Annotated in this window: 14 protein-coding genes, 1 tRNA gene, 1 rRNA gene and 1 pseudogene (1 of these 17 only partly in view); 13 read left to right on the top strand and 4 right to left on the bottom strand. The window is 41.1% G+C overall.

Annotation, left to right across the window (positions count from 1 at the left end):
* Positions 1–88: 88 nt before the first annotated feature.
* The gene (locus SJ2017_RS17065) at positions 89–832 is read right to left on the bottom strand and encodes a tRNA1(Val) (adenine(37)-N6)-methyltransferase (protein ID WP_080916570.1); all 744 of its coding nucleotides are present in this window, start codon (positions 830–832) and stop codon (positions 89–91) included.
* 439 nt (positions 833–1,271) lie between these two features.
* On the opposite strand from SJ2017_RS17065, the gene brnQ reads away from it, so the two are divergent.
* From brnQ to recJ, 4 genes are all read left to right on the top strand, one after another.
* Positions 1,272–2,615 (top strand): branched-chain amino acid transport system II carrier protein, encoded by a 1,344-nt coding sequence (gene brnQ, locus SJ2017_RS17060; RefSeq protein WP_055025174.1) that lies wholly within the window; start codon positions 1,272–1,274, stop codon positions 2,613–2,615.
* A gap of 136 nt (positions 2,616–2,751) precedes the next feature.
* A complete protein-coding gene (xerD, locus tag SJ2017_RS17055; protein WP_080916568.1) occupies positions 2,752–3,654 on the top strand; it encodes a site-specific tyrosine recombinase XerD in 903 nt (300 codons plus the stop codon).
* A 161-nt stretch (positions 3,655–3,815) separates the two neighbouring features.
* Positions 3,816–4,544, top strand: coding sequence for a bifunctional protein-disulfide isomerase/oxidoreductase DsbC (gene dsbC / locus SJ2017_RS17050; protein WP_080916567.1), 729 nt, complete (start codon positions 3,816–3,818; stop codon positions 4,542–4,544).
* Positions 4,545–4,651: 107 nt separating this feature from the next.
* Entirely contained in the window at positions 4,652–6,376 is a 1,725-nt protein-coding gene (recJ, locus tag SJ2017_RS17045; RefSeq protein ID WP_080916565.1) for a single-stranded-DNA-specific exonuclease RecJ, read from the top strand.
* A 291-nt stretch (positions 6,377–6,667) separates the two neighbouring features.
* Here recJ and SJ2017_RS17040 read toward each other — a convergent pair.
* Positions 6,668–6,743 (bottom strand) — tRNA-Phe (locus tag SJ2017_RS17040).
* Between the two features lie 369 nt (positions 6,744–7,112).
* On the opposite strand from SJ2017_RS17040, the gene SJ2017_RS17035 reads away from it, so the two are divergent.
* The 4 genes from SJ2017_RS17035 (at position 7,113) to SJ2017_RS17020 (ending at position 11,225) form a co-directional block, all read left to right on the top strand.
* Positions 7,113–7,373: a hypothetical protein gene (locus tag SJ2017_RS17035; RefSeq protein WP_080916564.1), complete on the top strand. Its 261-nt coding sequence runs from the start codon at positions 7,113–7,115 to the stop codon at positions 7,371–7,373.
* A 102-nt stretch (positions 7,374–7,475) separates the two neighbouring features.
* Complete coding sequence (locus SJ2017_RS17030; protein WP_080916562.1) at positions 7,476–9,443, top strand: efflux RND transporter permease subunit; 1,968 nt, start codon at positions 7,476–7,478, stop codon at positions 9,441–9,443.
* Positions 9,433–10,182 (top strand): hypothetical protein, encoded by a 750-nt coding sequence (locus tag SJ2017_RS17025; RefSeq protein WP_080916561.1) that lies wholly within the window; start codon positions 9,433–9,435, stop codon positions 10,180–10,182. Before SJ2017_RS17030 ends, SJ2017_RS17025 begins: the two co-directional genes overlap by 11 nt.
* The gene (locus SJ2017_RS17020; protein ID WP_080916559.1) at positions 10,173–11,225 is read left to right on the top strand and encodes a 3-oxoacyl-ACP synthase III family protein; all 1,053 of its coding nucleotides are present in this window, start codon (positions 10,173–10,175) and stop codon (positions 11,223–11,225) included. Before SJ2017_RS17025 ends, SJ2017_RS17020 begins: the two co-directional genes overlap by 10 nt.
* Positions 11,226–11,302: 77 nt before the next feature.
* Here the strand turns inward: SJ2017_RS17020 and SJ2017_RS17015 are convergent, their stop codons facing one another.
* Complete coding sequence (locus SJ2017_RS17015; RefSeq protein ID WP_055025181.1) at positions 11,303–12,064, bottom strand: outer membrane protein assembly factor BamD; 762 nt, start codon at positions 12,062–12,064, stop codon at positions 11,303–11,305.
* 125 nt (positions 12,065–12,189) lie between these two features.
* On the opposite strand from SJ2017_RS17015, the pseudogene rluD reads away from it, so the two are divergent.
* The 4 genes and pseudogenes from rluD (at position 12,190) to SJ2017_RS16995 (ending at position 17,125) form a co-directional block, all read left to right on the top strand.
* Positions 12,190–13,163: pseudogene (gene rluD, locus SJ2017_RS17010) on the top strand (23S rRNA pseudouridine(1911/1915/1917) synthase RluD).
* A gap of 23 nt (positions 13,164–13,186) precedes the next feature.
* Positions 13,187–13,930: a peptidoglycan editing factor PgeF gene (gene pgeF, locus SJ2017_RS17005; RefSeq protein WP_080916558.1), complete on the top strand. Its 744-nt coding sequence runs from the start codon at positions 13,187–13,189 to the stop codon at positions 13,928–13,930.
* Positions 13,931–14,071: 141 nt separating this feature from the next.
* Positions 14,072–16,645 (top strand): ATP-dependent chaperone ClpB, encoded by a 2,574-nt coding sequence (clpB, locus tag SJ2017_RS17000; protein WP_080916556.1) that lies wholly within the window; start codon positions 14,072–14,074, stop codon positions 16,643–16,645.
* 168 nt (positions 16,646–16,813) lie between these two features.
* Positions 16,814–17,125 carry a hypothetical protein gene (locus SJ2017_RS16995; RefSeq protein ID WP_055025185.1) on the top strand — a complete coding sequence of 104 codons (312 nt, stop codon included), beginning with the start codon at positions 16,814–16,816 and terminating at the stop codon, positions 17,123–17,125.
* A gap of 127 nt (positions 17,126–17,252) precedes the next feature.
* Here SJ2017_RS16995 and SJ2017_RS16990 read toward each other — a convergent pair whose 3' ends face one another.
* The gene (locus SJ2017_RS16990; RefSeq protein ID WP_080916554.1) at positions 17,253–17,702 is read right to left on the bottom strand and encodes a DUF4124 domain-containing protein; all 450 of its coding nucleotides are present in this window, start codon (positions 17,700–17,702) and stop codon (positions 17,253–17,255) included.
* Between the two features lie 681 nt (positions 17,703–18,383).
* On the opposite strand from SJ2017_RS16990, the gene SJ2017_RS16980 reads away from it, so the two are divergent.
* Positions 18,384–18,424: ribosomal RNA gene (locus tag SJ2017_RS16980) — 16S ribosomal RNA — on the top strand; it runs 1,505 nt beyond the window's last position.

Genomic DNA, 18,424 nt, shown 5'->3' with positions numbered 1-18,424 from the left:
GATTGATAGCCGGACATTATAACCTAAGTTCTGGATCTCAGCGAGCAAGGAATCGGTTTTAAATGACTTTTATATGATGAAACTCTCGCTAAAGTTTCAGATAAAAGTCGCGACACAACTGGCTCATCTCTGGAGTGTACAGACCTTGTTTATCCGCAATAATCAAATCAGAGTGAATTAAGCGATGCAAACTAGCTTGGTGGCTAAGTTGCAATAAAATTCGGCTAGGACTTTTGTTTTCAACGGTGCGAATAGTCGTTCGCTTTGACAGCGACAGCTGTGTGTCATCTAACGCTTGCATAAACCCAGCCTTGCTTTGCTGAGGAATAATCAAGCTCGCTTGTCCAGATGGTGTCATTAATTGTTGAATATGGCTGAGCAAGGTTTTAAAACTGAGCCGGTTTGTGTGCCTTGCTGTAGCACGCTGACTTGAGTCTGATTGAGGCCCATGTTCAAAGTAAGGCGGGTTACAAATAATTGTATCGAAAAGAGCGCAGCGCTTTTGCTGATGTTCAAGCAAAAATTGCTGGATACTCATGTGATGTAACGAAAGCTGCTCTGACCAAGGGCTTTGACTAAAGTTTTGCTTGCAATCAACAGCAGCGCCATCTTCTAACTCTACCGCGCTGATTTTACAATCTTGGTTATTCATACGCTGAGCGAGCATTAAGCTGAGCAAGCCACTCCCTGCACCAATATCTAATAGTTGTGCTGCAGGTATTTTTTGCGTATCAGGCAATGCAGCCCAAGCACCTAATATGACCCCATCTGTGCTAACGGGCATACCACAATGACTATCATCAATATGAAACTGTTTAAATGTAAAAGGCATGAATACTTCGCTTATATGGCTGACGGCTTATGGTAACGGTTTTACGGTTTTTTCCCAATTTTATTGGTGTTGCTTTTTTGTTGTGCTTTTAGCTTGATGTGGTTACTCTGTAGCGGGAATGTTTTGTGGGCTTTACGCTTCGTTTCTGATAACAGCTAATTTGCTATTCTGCTGGGTTTGCGCTTGTTTATCGATAGATGTTTTGCTATTAGTTCCTACCCGTTTAGTCGTGTTTAACGCGTTTAAATGGCAAAAAATGAAATACGACTCACAAATGGGTATTCGAAAAATTGAAAAATGGCTTTTTTATAACCATTTGTGAGTAGTTTTTAATGAGATGAAGTGTATTTATAAGTTTACATTCTTACAGGTCGTTTTTGATTAGCAGTAGCTAATTAGCAGTGAATCACTTAAGTTTGTTAAAAAACAAAACAACAAGATGGGGCGTTTAGTGCAAAACAATAATATGAGTATTGGCGATACATTAGGCTTAGGCTTTATGACATTCGCATTTTTCTTAGGTGCAGGTAACTTAATTTTTCCACCTTTTGCAGGCATGTTAGCTGGCGAGAATATGACGCTAGCGATGATTGGGTTTCTGGTCACTGCTGTAGGTTTACCTCTAGCAGGTCTTATCGCTGTCGCTAAAGCGAATGGTAAAGTCATGGCGATGCTACCTGCTTTTGCTGCTACAGCACTTGCTGTCTCAATTTACATTATCATTGGCCCTGCGTTTGCCGCTCCTCGCACAGGTTTAGTTGCATTTGAAATTGGTGCTCGCCCATTTTTAGATAATGCCGATGCGATGATCCAGCTAGGTGCATTGACACTGAACAAAGCGCAGTTGCTCTATACTGTAGCCTTTTTTGTCATCGCAATGGTGCTATCACTTTACCCTGGTAAATTACTCGATAGTGTCGGTAAAGTGTTAACCCCAATCTTAATCTTTTTACTTGTTGGTTTAGCCGTTTCTGTGATTGCTACGCCAAGCGCTGCGATCGGTGCTGCTACTGGTGACTATATTGACAGCCCACTTTCTAAAGGCATTTTAGAAGGTTACAACACCATGGATACACTTGCCTCAGTGATCTTTGGTATGTTGATTATTGATATTTTACGTAAGAAAGGTGTCACAGAATCTAAAGCCCAGACTCGCTATCTTGTGCGTGCAGCTATCATTGCAGCATCAGGGTTAGCGTTTGTGTATATTTCACTATTTTATTTAGGTGCTACAGCGGGTGATATTGCTAAAGGCGCTGAAAACGGTGGCCAAATTCTGACAAATTATGTGACCCATGAGTTTGGCACTATGGGTACAGTATTATTAGCAGCGGTAGTCAGTATCGCTTGTTTAACCACTGCAGTTGGTCTAATTACAGCGTGTTCTGAATACTTTAACGAACTCATGCCTAAAGTGTCTTACAAAGCTTTCGTTATCTTTTTCAGTGTCGTATGTGCAACCGTTGCGAACGTGGGACTCACTCAGCTAATTAACATCAGTATTCCTGTGTTGATGACCATCTACCCTGTGGCAATTGCATTAGTGGCAATCACCTTTTTAACTGAACGTTTTGCTCGCCCAGAATTTTCGCATCGTCTTGTGTTATCCGTTGCACTATTCTTTGGTATTTTCGATGGTTTAAAAGCGGCAGGAATGAACACTGACTTTTTAAGCTTTATGCCACTGCATAGCGAAGGTATGGCTTGGTTACTGCCAGTTGGTATTGCCATGGTTGCGTGTTTATTTGTCCCAGCGAAAAACGCAACGGCAGCAACAAGCTAATAAAGGTGACAGACAAATCTTTATGGTGATGATTAGATTATCCCTATGAGCTTAGTTTTGTCTTTGTAAACTAAATTTAGTTACACTAGAGCGGCGTTACTTCAGGTGAAGTGGCGCCGTTTTTTTAGGAATTTTTGTGACTGATAATTACCAAGCAGATCCCCTTATTGATGCATTTTTAGATGACCTTTGGTCGGCTAAAGGGTTAAGTGATAACACGTTAGGCTCTTATCGAACTGACTTACGTCATTTTGAGCGATATGTGTTAAGTCAGCAACATCAACTCATTAATGTTGATCAGTTAGTGATTCGAGATTATTTAGCTTATCGAGTGGCTGAAAATTTTGCTAAAACCTCAACGGCAAGATTGCTGAGCAGTTTACGGCGATTTTATGGTTATTTGATAGTAAAACAACTGATTGATATCGACCCAACTAGCTTAATTGAGTCACCTAAGTTAGCGCGTAAACTACCTGATGCATTAAGCGAAACCCAAATAGATGCTTTACTCGCAGAGCCCGATATTGACGACCCAATAGAGTGCCGTGATAAAGCCATGCTGGAGTTATTGTATGCCACAGGCCTTCGGGTTACTGAACTGGTCAGCTTAACCTTAGAGCAAATTAGCCTTAGACAAGGTTTAGTGCGCATTGTCGGTAAGGGCGGCAAAGAACGTTTAGTGCCGCTTGGTGAATTAGCCATTTCCGAAATAGAGCAGTATTTGCTAGCTGCACGCCCTACGTTACTGAACAATAAACAAAGCGATGTTTTGTTTCCTTCCAAACGTGGACAAATGATGACAAGACAGACTTTTTGGCATCGTATTAAACGTTATGCAGTGCGAGCTGGCATCAATAGTCATTTATCTCCGCATACCCTAAGGCACGCATTTGCTACCCATTTACTCAATCATGGCGCTGACTTACGGGTAGTTCAGTTGTTATTAGGACACAGCGACTTATCTACCACGCAAATATACACCCACGTTGCCAAGGCTCGACTACAGCAGTTACATAGTGAGCATCATCCAAGGGGCTAATGCGTTGTGCATGATGTCTCTTGTTACATAAAAATTGATACATATCGCCAGCAATGAGCGGGATATAGTTGCTTTAATATGACATTCTCTGTAACTTTTGCCGTCAAACTCTGGTCTATGTAATTAGCTGACTCATCAGTTTTATCAAATAGGATTTTTTAATGAAGTTAACAAAAGCATTCTCTTTTGCTATGACCCTTGCTGTTGCGCCACTATTACATGCCGCATCAGCCTCAGATATTCCCAATGAAGCAGAGCTGAAACAGCAGGTTTCTGATGTGCTTGGCGTTAATGTATTGAAAATTCAATCATCACCGATTGACGGATTGTATCAAGCCTTGACTGACCGTGGCATTTTGTACGTTTCTCCAGATGGTACTAAGTTACTACATGGCAATATGTATGATTTAAAGAATGGTATGCAAAACTTAACCGAGGCTGCATTAGCGGGCCCTCGTGTTGATATGCTCAAGCCATTTGAAGACGACATGTTGGTGTACAAAGCGAAAAATGAAAAACATGTCGTAACCATCTTTACTGATGTGGATTGTGGTTATTGTCGTAAGTTACACCAAGAAATGGACGGTTATAACGATTTAGGCATTACAGCTCGTTATTTAGCTTACCCTCGTGCAGGTATTCCATCAGCAAATGCCCAAGAAATGGAAGCGGTATGGTGTGCTAAAGATCCGCTACAAGCTATGACTGATGCTAAAACGGGTGGCAATGTAAAAGCTGCAAGCTGCGATGCAAACATTGAGGAGCAATACCGCCTCGGTCAAGCATTTGGTATCAATGGAACACCTGCAATCGTTTTAGAAAACGGGGTGTTAGTGCCGGGTTACCAACCACCGTCAGCATTATTAAATACCATTAAAACTAATCTCTAATACCGACAGGTTTAGAATAATCGTTTTAACCGAAAAAGGTGAGCCATTGGCTCGCCTTTTTTTGTTATCTTAACGTGTCGATTACTCCACTAAAATAAGGTGTGTTTGTGGCCCACAAAATTGTTCGCCGAACTCAGGTAGATGACAGTCATTTACCGCAATCTATGCATCCATTACTAAAACAGTTATATGCTCGACGTGGAGTCGATTTAGCAGGCTGCGAACTGAGTTTGTCGAAGTTACTTAGACCTGAAACCATGCTCGGCATTGACACTGCGGCGAAGATCATTGCTGATGCGATAGCTGCTGATAAGTCGATTTTGATAGTGGGAGATTTTGATGCTGATGGCGCAACATCGACCAGTGTGTGTTTGATTGCATTAAGAATGATGGGAGCCAAGCATGTTGACTACCTTATTCCAAATCGCTTTGATTATGGTTATGGATTAAGTCCTGAAATTGTTGCCGTTGCTCAGTCTAAAGGGGCGCAGTTATTGATTACGGTCGATAACGGCATCTCATCCATTGAAGGTGTTGCAGCCGCGAAACAATTAGGTATGCAGGTGGTTGTAACTGATCACCATTTACCTGGACAAACCCTCCCCGATGCTGATGCGATAGTTAATCCTAACCAAAACGGTTGTGAATTTGCCAGTAAGTCTATTGCTGGGGTTGGCGTTGCGTTTTATTTGATGTCAGTGCTTAGAAAAGAGCTGCGCCAAAGAGACTGGTATCAGCAGCAACACATTGCTGAGCCTAACCTTGGCTCCTTACTTGATATTGTTGCTTTGGGCACGGTTGCTGATGTGGTGTCGCTTGACAGTAACAATCGTATTTTGGTGCAAGCGGGTTTACAACGAGTTAAGGCGGGGCGTTGTCGTGTTGGTATTACAGCATTACTGGAAGTCGCAAAAAGAAGCCCACAACGTATTGTTGCATCAGATTTTGGATTTGCTGTCGGGCCAAGATTAAACGCTGCCGGTCGTTTAGATGAGATGGCGCTGGGTGTTGAGACGTTGTTATGTGAAGACATGATGTTAGCAAGGCGAATGGCTGATGAGCTTGATGGCTTAAATGGTGAGCGTCGCGAGCTTGAAGCGGGAATGCAACAAGAAGCGTTAAAAAGTCTGCAAACATTAAGCCTTGATGAATCAGATTTACCTTGGGGACTTGCTTTGTTTCAGGATGACTGGCATCAAGGTGTGATTGGTATTTTAGCTTCAAGAATCAAAGATAAATATCATCGCCCTGTGATTGCATTTGCTGATGCTGGCGAGGGTGAAATTAAAGGCTCTGCACGTTCAATAAAAGGCTTGCATATGCGAGACCTGTTAGAGCTTATTAATAGCCGCCACCCTGGGATGATTATCAAGTTTGGTGGTCATGCGATGGCGGCGGGGTTATCACTACGTGCTGATGCATTTGAATTATTTCAGTCAGCATACGATAAAGCCGTACGTGAGTTGTTAAAGCCTGAACAATTAACGGGTGAGATCTTATCTGATGGTGAGTTGCCGATAGCGTTGATGAACCTAGAAACGGCTTTCTTACTACGAGAATCTGGTCCTTGGGGACAGTCTTTTGAAGAGCCATTATTTGATGGTTATTTCAGCGTGATTCAACAACGTATCGTGGGGGAGAAACATTTAAAATTGGTGTTAGAAACCGAGTGCGGCTCAGTAATGATGGATGCTATTGCATTCAATGTTGATTTACAAACTTGGCCTGACGCCACAATTAAGCACGCCAGAGTTGCGTATAAATTGGATGTAAATGAGTTTAGGGGAAACCAAACTGTGCAGATGTTGGTTGATTATATTGAACCTGCATAGCTAACAACCAGTTATTAAGAAGCACTCTAACAAGACGTTTCTAACAGGTAATTCGCTAACAGAGAATCTCAACAAAGACGAGCTTGTTTCACGCACCTAAAGTGTTAGGTGAGTAGATGATTAACTCACTCATCACCAAACTGTAGGCAGCTTAATGGTTGCCTAGGGTTATTATGACTAAAGCCGGCGAGGGTAGTTGTCAGTTTTACTGCAATTAATAACAGATACCAAAAAGCCTCGCATTGCGAGGCTTTTTTGTTATTTGGTCGCTTTCGCCACCAAATCTAAATATGGTGCCCGAACCCGGAATCGAACCAGGGACACGAGGATTTTCAATCCTCTGCTCTACCGACTGAGCTATTCGGGCGACGGACGCAATTAAACGTTTTTTGCGGTCTGGAGTCAACTTTTTTTTATTGATAACTGTTTTTTTTGGCTTGTTTGAGCAAGATTTCCACAAAAGGCCTAAATCATAAGCTATTTGTTAATAAAGCATCTATGAATAAGTCTATCTGGGAAAACGCTACGTATGGGTTCATTAGGGAGAGTATCGAGGCTTTATGCTGACTAGCGTTAAGGGATTGGTACTGAATACTCCTGCTAGCATGTTTGGAAATATCAGTTTATCGCATTAACTATTAACTTTTTTGTAACTTGCTGAACAATAAAACAAGATTATAAGGTCTATTAAGGTAACTGAATAGAAAACTTAATAGCAGTATGAGGAAATAGTCATTTGAATTGGCAATTGTCATTAATCGCTGGCTCGCAAAAACACCCTTTGGGGGTGTGGGCTACCGTATTGCTATTGGTGCTGCTCAGTATCATTGGGGCAACGAAGATTGATCTTGATGTCAATTTTTACGACTATTTTGCCCATGATGACGCAGGATTTGTTGGACTAAATCAACTTCAGCAAACATTTGTCCGCGAAGATGGTTTACTGTTTTTATTGGAAAATGAGCAAGACTGGCGACAACCTGAGCAGCAAAGTTGATTACTTGATTTTATTGAATATTTACAATCTGATCAGCATATCAGCGCGATAGGGGGGTATGCTGCATTTATTGAACGTCTGCCACTTGTAAACGAGTCTTCTGTGGTTACGGGGCAGAAGCAAGCACTCACTCAATCATTAACTCACTCGCAATCTTCAAGTCAAAATCAATCAATAAGCGATAGTCTGCTTTTAAGTTATAAACAACATCCTCGCTTACCTTTGGTGTTATCTGACAATGGTAAAGCTATTATCTTGAGTATTGAGTTTAGTCAAAACGATATGCAGCAATATTCAACAGAGGCACTGTGGCGCTTGGAAAGTATTGATCGTTTGCAAGTTATCTCTGAGTCATTTTGGTCAGCAAAGGCAGCGACAGCGAGTCTAGTGCCTAAATTCAATCAAGCTCAAAGTGCTGTAAAGGTTTTGTTGTCAGGTGAACAGGCGCTCAATTGGCAATATGCCAAGGTGTTACGCCATGACCTAAGTTGGTTTGCACCCAGCCTATTTGTCATTATCGGTCTAATGGCATTATTTTTTATTCAAGCTAGATTATGGCTTTTTGCTATCGCACTTAACTGTGCAGTGACCTTAGCTATAGTACTTGGAGTCGCAGGTTGGTTTAACCTTACTATTGCAGCGATAAGTGCATTTATACCAGTGATAATTATAACCTTATCACTGGCTTACTCCGCGCATTTATACCTTGGCTGGCAAGCTGGAATAAAAGCGGGTGACAATAATCCGCTAATTTTTAGCTTCTCACATAATAAACAACCCCTACTGTACGCAACACTGACGACCATATTGGGTTTTGGCTTACTCGCTTTTAGTCCTTCACCACCGATACAAGTTTTTGGGATATTAGTGGCCATTGCCGTGGCTTGCCATTATCTACTTTGTCACAGTTTATTGGTGACTATCGTGAGCAAGGCTAATCAGAACTATTCTGATGGCAAGTTACATGTCTTTGTTAATCCTGTGGTGACGCTAGCCAAACGAGCGGCGTTATTGCCAAAGTCAATTCTCATGGTGGTAGGACTCGTTTCAGTATTGGCCTTATTAAGTGCCAGTAAACTTGAGCTTAATGATGATCCGCTTAATTACTTTCCTGACGATAACCCCTTTACTCAATCTAAACTCACTATGCAGCAAGATTTTTTTGGCATAAATCTATTGTATTTTGAGGTGGGGACTGGTTCTGTTCCTATGTATGACAAGCAATATCTGGGCTTTTTATTCCAATTTGCTCGCTTTTTGCAACAACAGCCAGAAGTTAACCATGTCACCCATATTGGTGATTGGGTAAAAAGTGCCGGATTATCGCAAAGTCAGCTTAAACGGATCATGACACAACATAGCGTCAGTGATATCGGGCTTGAAGCAGAAATCTCATCACAATATCAATCGAGTTTAATCACCGTTTATTTAACCTCCCTCACTGCGCAGCAAATGTTAGCGTTCGAAGCCAAAACAACTGCATGGCTTGCTGCAAATAAAACCGCTTTATCAGTAAGCCCAGCATTAGGCAGTAGTTTATTGTTCGCTCATTTATCCATTCATAACGCAAACAGTATGTTGTGGTCATTTGGTATTGCGTTAGTGGCCCTAAGCCTAGTGTTAGGCTTTTTGAAAAAAAGCCCATACTTTGCTTTGGTGGGGTTAATGGTTAACTTTTTGCCCTTGCTTTGGGTGTTCGCTATTTGGCAACTGGTTGGTGGGTATATCAGTATTGGCAGTGCGGTCGTATTAGGCATCATGCTTGGGATTATTGTTGATGATACTTTGCATTTGCTGTTGAAGTTACCTGAGCCACAAACATCTGATATCGAAAGTCGTGCAACTTATCTGCAATTTTTTTGGATGCATTATGCGGGCGTTATTCCGGTGATTTGTTTTACCAGTTTAACTTTAGTACTGGGTTTTGGCATTGGATTAGCGTCAGATTTTGCGCCTATTGCACAGCTAAGTTTGTTGTCTTGTATGGTGATTCTATTGGCATGGATCTTTGATGTTTTCGTATTGCCTGTTATTTATCAACTGCGGAGACAAAGCATTAATGACAATTAAGATTAAACGTTGTTTTGGCAAGCAAGCTTTGCCAAAGGTTACTCAAGGTAATAATGCACTTAGGCTTCAAGATTGGATAAATCTTCAGGCTCAAACCCCACTTTTATTTTCTGATAACCAAACGGAATCAATGGCACGTTTATTACCCCTATTACTGTGTGGTGAACAGTCGGCTCAGTTGGTCTTTAATCAAGAAATTATTAGATTACATGTTCAAGACTTAGATAAAACGTTATCAACAGACATATCACAAAGGAATGGCAAGATAGTGACTTCACTAATGGAAGTCGAGTCTGACGAGTGTCGTCACGATATAGCCTTGCAAACAGTATCGGATAAGCTTCCATACATAGAAGATACCCGCCAAGTTCAACGGTTGGCAAAAAGGTTTTATAGTGGTTTAGGTCGAGTAAATGATTACAGTCAACACTTTGTTCGTATTGCTATTTTAGATACATGTGTCACCCAAATTATGCAAGCATTCGAAACCAGCAAACTTGGAGGAGAGCACCCTTTTAGTGTGTTATGTGGCTTGATTAAAAAAGACGAAGCCAAGCATGTATACATTAGCCGTCATCATGCCATCGAATTAGGGGCGACAAATGACGACTTTTATCAGCAACAATCTTTAATCACACATGAGCTTTTTCAATTACTCACCAGCCAACATCACTCATTTGAAAATATGGGGGTTTGCTTAGATGCTATCCAACATAAATTGGAGGAAAAATGGCAGTAAAATTTGCGCAGCATGACCTATCACTATTAGGCATTTCTCATCAATTGCCTAATGCAAATATCAATAATGAAGCGCTACTAAATGCCTTGTCTCAACAGTGCGGTAGACTTACAGCGCGAAAAGCTAAAACCATTGCGAAGCGTTTGGGTATTGAGGGGCGCCATTTAGTCAGAGATCTATCGACCCCAACCAGTTCAACATCTCCTTCGAGTATTGAGCTTAGTCAGCAAGTACTGACTCAAGCTTTAGTGAATGCAAACCTTGATATTGAAGCGTTAGATTATTTACTCAGCCACACATGCACACCTCATACACAAGTCCCCCCTAATGCAGCATGGCTTGCAGATGCAATGGCATTTCATGGTCCCTATTTAGAACTTAGACAGGCTTGTACGGGATTTGCTAACGGATTACAAATTGCGTCGGCCTTTTGCGCTGTGAATCAGCAACCCGTTTCAATAGTAGGGGTAGAAACAGGCTCGGTTTATTTTGATATGGATAACGACTTTATCGATACCGAACAATTGGTTAATTATGTACAAATGGGGGATGGTGCAGCTGCAGTAGTACTAGGGCCTCAAGATGAACAGGCTGCCAAAATATCTGATATTTATTTAGGTCAAATTGGACATCAAAAACCACCAGGGTTTTATCTTGATGGCGGGGCTAATGATGTCGGGACAAAACAAATGGCTCGATTCCATCACAACACCCAAGCTGTGAGAGAGCAAGGTAGTCAGTTGTTTGAGTTAGGTTGGCAAGCATTGCAAAGCCGAGGCTATCAGCTAGATGATTTTGCATATATTTTGCCTCATCAGGCCAATGGACATATTGATGTGCTTATGGCAAAAGCATTAGGTATTTCACCAGAGCGAGTGATCAATGACGCCAAGCATCTTGGTAATTTAGGTTCAGCCGCTATTTGGGTCAGTTTATCGAGGTTGATTCATTCAGGACGATTAAAAGCAGGTGACAAGGTGGCGGTACTCGGTGCCGAAGCCACTAAATACCTTTATGGCGGTTTTGTTTATCATCATGTGTAATCTTCAAAACAAAAAAGCCTGCGATATATAGCAGGCTTTTTATATTAACGTAGAATCAGCAATATGATTCTTGACTGTTATTTGAGTAAGTCACTATCTGGATAGTTAGCAGCGATAACCGTTAATGTATTCTGTTGAAGTTGCTCTTGGCCTAATTCACCATAAGCTTGCGCCATAATTTCTAAAGCTTGCTCGGTTGCTGGTGTGCCAGGGAACTGCTCCATCACAGATTGTGCACGAACAGCTGCAGCACTCCATGCTTCCATTTTGATATAATACTCAGCCACTTTAATCGAGTATTGTGCTAAACGGTTTTTAAGGTATTGCATACGTTGCTGAGCATCAGCCGTATACTTACTGTTTGGATAGCTTTTGATTAAACGATCAAAATCTTTAAAGGCGTCTTGTGCATTTTTAGGGTCACGATCAGTTCGATCGATATTCATCATATCGTGAAATAGGTAATTATCTGCCTGCATATTAGTTAAACCACGCATATAATAGACATAATCAATATCTGGATGCGTTGGGTTTAAACGAATAAAACGATCGATATTTGCAATACCTGATGCGACGTCATCCATTTTGTAATAAGCAAAAATCATGTCCAATTGAACTTGAGTTTTATGTGGGCCAAATGGGTAACGAGAGTCTAATGCTTCAAGTGTTCTAACTGCTTTAGAGTAGTTTCCTAGCTCCATTGAGGTTCTAGATTGAGCATAAAGTCCCTCTGGAGACTTGCCACTGAGGTCTTCATCTTCAAAACCTTTAGAGGTACTACATGCTGTTAAAGCTAATGAAAACAATACTAGGGCGGCGCCTTTGGCTAATTTATACATATGTAAATTCAATTCTTTTATAAGTTGTTGTTAAGAATTTTTCCATTTCACTGTAAAATAGAAAACAATCCGATTGTAACAGATAGCACATTCACTTTGGACCCCAAAAAAGGGGTACGGTTCCTATGACACAAGAGATTAACCTAAAAAGCGAGATCACAGCAATCCAAACCGGTTTAAGATTAGACCAAGCTTTGGCTGAATTGTTCCCTGATTATTCCCGTACACGCATCAAAGAATGGATCCTATCTGGTGCAGTTTCAGTCGATGGCGTTGTTGTCGATAAGCCTCGTGAGAAAGTACTAGAATCGCAGTTAATTGCGGTAGAAGCAACGCTCGAAGAAGAAGTAAAAGACAAAGCACAAAAAATTGACCTAAATATTGTCTACGAAGACGATCATATTTTAGTGGTAAATAAGCAAGCTGGCTTGGTTGTTCACCCTGGTGCTGGTAATGCTGATGGCACATTATTAAATGCGCTATTACATCATTGCCCTGAGATTGAACATGTTCCACGTGCTGGTATTGTGCATCGTTTAGATAAAGACACCACTGGTTTAATGGTGGTTGCTAAAACGGTTGAAGCGCAAACCCATTTAGTTGCAGCACTTCAGGCGCGCGATATTGTACGTGAATACGAAGCGATTGTGATTGGGATGATGACCGCTGGCGGAACAGTAGACGAACCGATTGATCGTCATGAAACGCGCCGTACACAAATGGCAGTTGTTATGGCGGTCGTCCTTCTGTTACTCATTATCGTGTTGCTGAAAAATTCCGTGCTCATACGCGTTTAAGATTGCGCTTAGAAACGGGGCGTACTCACCAAATTCGTGTTCACATGTCATACATAGGTCATGTGTTGGTTGGCGATCCTGTATACGGTGGTCGCCCTCGTCCGCCTAAAAAAGCTAGCCCAGAGTTTTTTGATATTTTGAAAAACTTTGAACGTCAGGCGCTACATGCAGTACGTTTGGAGCTTGCTCATCCATTTACCCATGAAATCATGTCATGGCAAGCGCCTATCCCTGAAGATATGCAAATGCTGACCAGAGCGTTACGTCAAGATACTGAAGAAAACCCAATCGAGTATTTATAAGTATTCGCTGCGAAGGGGATAGCGTGTTTCACGTAAATTGGCCAATACCTGACAATATCGGCATCGCCATGACAGGCCGTCATGGCGGTGTAAGTCAATCGCCTTTTGATAGCTTAAATTTAGGCTTACATGTAGGCGATGCCCCTCAAGATGTCTTGGCTAATAGAGCTTTAATTCAGCAAACCTTAGCGATTAATGTGCCAGTCACTTGGTTAGATCAAGTTCATGGCACTACTATTATCGATTACTCAACAGTAAGTCCTGCCAATATTTCACCTCAGTCTATTCCTCCCAAAGCTGACGGAAGCTATGTTGATCATGCCAAAGTGGCATTAGCCGTCATGACCGCCGACTGTTTGCCTGTGTTGCTATGTAATAAAGCAGGAACTGAAATTGCTGCTGTGCATGCAGGGTGGCGTGGATTGTGTGATGGGGTTATCGAGTCTGCAATAAAGCGCTTTAATGCAGAAGCTTGTGACATAATTGCTTATTTGGGACCAGCAATTGGTCCAAATGCTTTTGAAGTGGGTGCAGAGGTAAAGCAACAATTTGTTGAACAAGATATTGAAGCTCAGCAATGGTTTAAACCACATGGCGTGAAATACTTAGCCGATTTATGTGGGCTTGCAACCATGCGTTTATCTAAACAAGGAATTAAACACATTTATAGTGCAAATGTGTGTACTTTTACTAACCCTGATTATTTCTCCTACCGCCGAGATCAACAAACAGGACGAATGGCTTCTTTTATTTGGTTAAAATCTTAATCTGTTTTATCGATTTGATCTTAATCAATTAATCTAACACTAAATCTGCAGAATTTTATTCCCACGATTGAAAATTTCATAAACATCCCCATATTTTAATTATCAAATCTTTCGTTTTTATTAAACTGATTAGGAGGACGTATGAGACTTGATCGTATGACCAACAAATTTCAAATCGCTATTTCAGATGCGCAATCATTAGCATTAGGGCGTGATCATCAGTTCATTGAACCTACTCATTTGATGATGGCGTTATTAAACCAAGATTCTGGCTCAATTCACCCTTTACTAACGCAAGCGGGTATAAATGTTAGTGCGCTGCGTTCTTCTTTGAGCCAAGAGTTAGAAAAATTGCCACAAGTGGAAGGTACTGGGGGAGATGTTCAGTTATCTCAGGGCCTAATTCGTTTACTTAACCTTTGTGACAAGCTAGCTCAAAAACGTAAAGACAAATATATCTCATCTGAACTATTTGTAATGGCCGCGCTTGAAGGAAGTGATGCATTAACCAAGTGCTTGAAAGATGCAGGCGCCAGTAAAGAGCTATTGGAAACCACCATTGAACAAATTCGTGGTGGACAAAAAGTTGATGATCCTAATGCGGAAGATCAACGCCAAGCCTTAAATAAATATACAGTGGATCTTACTGAGCGTGCCGAGCAAGGCAAACTCGATCCCGTGATTGGTCGTGATGAAGAAATTCGTCGCACAATTCAAGTGTTACAGCGTCGTAGTAAAAATAACCCAGTGCTCATTGGTGAGCCAGGCGTCGGTAAAACCGCCATTGTTGAAGGTTTAGCTCAACGAATTGTTAATGGTGAGGTTCCTGAAGGCATTAAGAATAAGCGTGTACTGTCATTAGATATGGGCGCGTTAATTGCTGGTGCTAAATATCGTGGTGAGTTTGAAGAGCGATTAAAAGCGGTATTAAATGAGTTAGCTCAAGAAGAAGGCCAAGTCATTCTGTTCATCGATGAGCTGCATACCATGGTTGGTGCAGGTAAAGGCGAAGGAGCAATGGGTGCAGGTAACATGTTAAAACCTGCACTTGCTCGTGGTGATTTACATTGTGTTGGCGCAACAACGTTAGATGAGTACCGCCAATATATTGAAAAAGATGCAGCACTTGAACGTCGTTTTCAAAAAGTGCTGGTGGAAGAGCCTAACGTTGAAGATACCATTGCAATTTTACGTGGATTAAAAGAGCGTTATGAATTACATCACCATGTAGAGATAACCGATCCTGCCATTGTTGCCGCCGCAAGTATGTCGCATCGTTATATCTCTGATAGAAAGCTACCAGATAAAGCTATCGACTTGATCGATGAAGCGGCATCAAGTATCAGAATGCAAATAGATTCAAAACCTGAAGCGTTAGACAGATTAGATCGCCGTGCTATCCAGCTTAAGCTTGAAGAGCAAGCACTTGCCAAAGAAGAAGATGAAGCAAGTCGTAAACGATTAACGCATTTACAAGTTGAGCTGAAGCAAGTTGAAGAAAAAGCCAGCGAACTGAATGAAATTTGGCATACAGAAAAAGCAGCCTTAGCTGGTACGCAACATATTAAAGCTGATTTAGAGCAATCTCGTATGGATATGGAAGTCGCAAAACGTGCGGGAGATTTAACTCGCATGTCAGAATTACAATACGGCCGTATTCCTGAGTTAGAAAAGCAGCTCGATTTGGCTTCGCAAGCAGAAATGCAAGATATGACGTTATTGCGTAACAAGGTCACAGATATAGAAATCGCCGAAGTACTTTCAAAGGCAACAGGAATACCTGTTTCTAAGATGCTAGAAGGTGAGCGTGATAAGTTACTGCAAATGGAAGATGCACTACATCAGCGAGTGATAGGTCAAAATGAAGCTGTAGAAGCGGTATCAAATGCAATAAGACGTAGCCGAGCTGGACTTGCCGATCCGAATCGCCCTATTGGTTCATTCCTATTCTTAGGGCCAACCGGTGTGGGTAAAACTGAACTGTGTAAATCATTAGCTAACTTCTTATTTGATACCGAATCAGCAATGGTTCGCATCGATATGTCAGAGTTTATGGAAAAGCATACTGTCTCAAGATTAGTCGGCGCACCTCCTGGCTACGTGGGGTACGAAGAAGGTGGATACTTAACTGAGGCTGTTCGCCGTAAACCCTACTCAGTCATCTTGTTAGATGAAGTAGAAAAAGCGCACCCTGATGTATTCAACATTTTGCTGCAAGTGCTAGATGATGGTCGCTTAACGGATGGCCAAGGCCGTACTGTTGATTTTAGAAATACCGTTATCATCATGACGTCTAATTTGGGTTCTGACATTATTCAGGAAGGTTCAGCCTCTCAAGACTATATGCAGATGAAATCGGCCGTAATGAATGTGGTGACGCAGAGCTTTAGACCAGAGTTTTTAAACCGTATTGATGAGACCGTGGTATTCCATCCGTTAGCTGCAGAGCATATAGCGCATATTGCAGAGATACAGTTGCAGAACTTGAAACAACGCTTGGCTGAAAAGGATTTCACCATGGAAATCTCTAAAAATGCATTGGCGTTAATTGCCGAAGCTGGCTTTGATCCAACGTATGGTGCAAGACCGCTTAAACGAGCACTGCAACAAGAAATTGAAAACCCATTAGCACAACACTTATTAAAAGGTGAACTACTCCCAGGTAAACCGATTATGATTGATGTCAACGATGGACTACTGACGTTTACCCAATAAATAGTCAGCGACAGTAATAAAAGGAATGGTAAATACCATTCCTTTTTTATTGGATTATAACTTTACAGTAGGCATTGAACCCATAAGCTTGCGACAAGTGAATTGATCTACTAACTTCAATATGTTCCCTTATGAATAGCAACCTGATTTCAAGTAGAAGGATATAACATGAATAAATCAGTCGTATTAGGCTTTGCTTTACTCTCAATAGCTGCAACCGGATGTTCTAGTTCACCAGAAAAACAAGAAGGTGAAATTATCGAAGTCGGTAATGTTGAATATAATAGCTTATACCACTTTGGCTACAACACAGGTTGCACCAGCGCATTAGCACAAAAGAAATCAAATGAGACACTCGAGTCCATGAAGGATAAAACACTTGATGGCATTGATGCATTTGATAATGGTTGGAAGTCAGGAACTGAGACATGTAATAGTGGCACGTTTAAATCGATGTATACAGTTGGTAAAGCAGAATAACCTGCTCACGTAAACTGAACTAGTGCAGCAGGTAGAGATGATATATACCTTGATTAGGTGTCATGAATAGTTAATTAAAAAGGAGCCATTGGCTCCTTTTATTATTGCAGCTAATAAACTTGATATATTATTGACAAAAAAGCTGCTTACGTTCTTCGTTCTTTTCAATTTGAGCCAAGCGTTCTTCTTCAGTTATGACTATCTCTTCACCTGTATCAGCATCTTTGCGATGTAAGTGTTGATATGTGTTTAATACATTTAAGCTGTGTTTGGCACTTTCACAAATTGAAGCCGCTTGTTCAGCATCTCGCTCTTTGATTAATGCAGCTTTTTGAGCTAAATCCATTTCACTAGTACTAGACTGTGAAGAAGAACTGACAGATTTTACGGGCACATAACCGACTTGAGCGGGCTCAATGTCCTCGCTGTATACTTTTTTAGAGTCAACATCTGCTGGTGGTTGCTGGCTATAATGAGAAACACCGTCTTTATCTACCCAAGTATAAATAACAGTTGCTAAAGCTGACTGCGAAAAACAAACAAACGAAACTAAATACAGCAAACGTAAACTAAGCATAAACATTCCTAGATGGTGGAGCCTAAAATCCTTTAATCAAAATAAAATAGGCTAATTGACTGATAAAACCAATAGCTAAATCAATATACTTGACCATAAAAGCGTAAAGATAGCCTTATAGAAAGGGAACTAGATTATAAAAACCGTTTTCTATTTCGTAATAGAAAGAGGCAAACTAGGCCTTTAAACTGCAAAATTGAAGATAATTAAATCATAGTGGTTAATTAATAAACGCTTAAACCCCATTTGTCATAAAAGTTTAAAAAAGCCCTTGCACGGTTTCATAATCTCCCTATAATGCGCATCCACTGACACGGCAACAGGCACTAGCCAACACTGATTCAGCTTGATTTGAAGCGGTTTTAACCACCTTAAATCAACGGCGAAAAGAAGTTTGAAAAAACACTTGACGCTGACAACGGGAAGTGTAGAATACGCATCCCTGACCAACACGGTCAACGCTCTTTAACAATCAAACAAGTAAATCTGTGTGGACACTCACAGGTGTTGAGTTAATCGAAATTGCTGACATTCTTTCTTGTAAAGAATGTGGCAATCAAAATTATTATCAATGTAACGATGAGTGTTCATAGCAATATGTAACAAACAGGATGTAGATTCTTCCGAGTCTGCATAATGTAATCAGAATTCATTGAGCCGAGACTTAGTCTCAAAAAACTTTAATTGAAGAGTTTGATCATGGCTCAGATTGAACGCTGGCG

This window comes from Shewanella japonica (genome assembly GCF_002075795.1).
Lineage (GTDB): Bacteria > Pseudomonadota > Gammaproteobacteria > Enterobacterales > Shewanellaceae > Shewanella > Shewanella japonica.
Note: the sequence above shows the minus strand (reverse complement) of the source record. Positions and strands in the feature narration are given on the sequence as shown.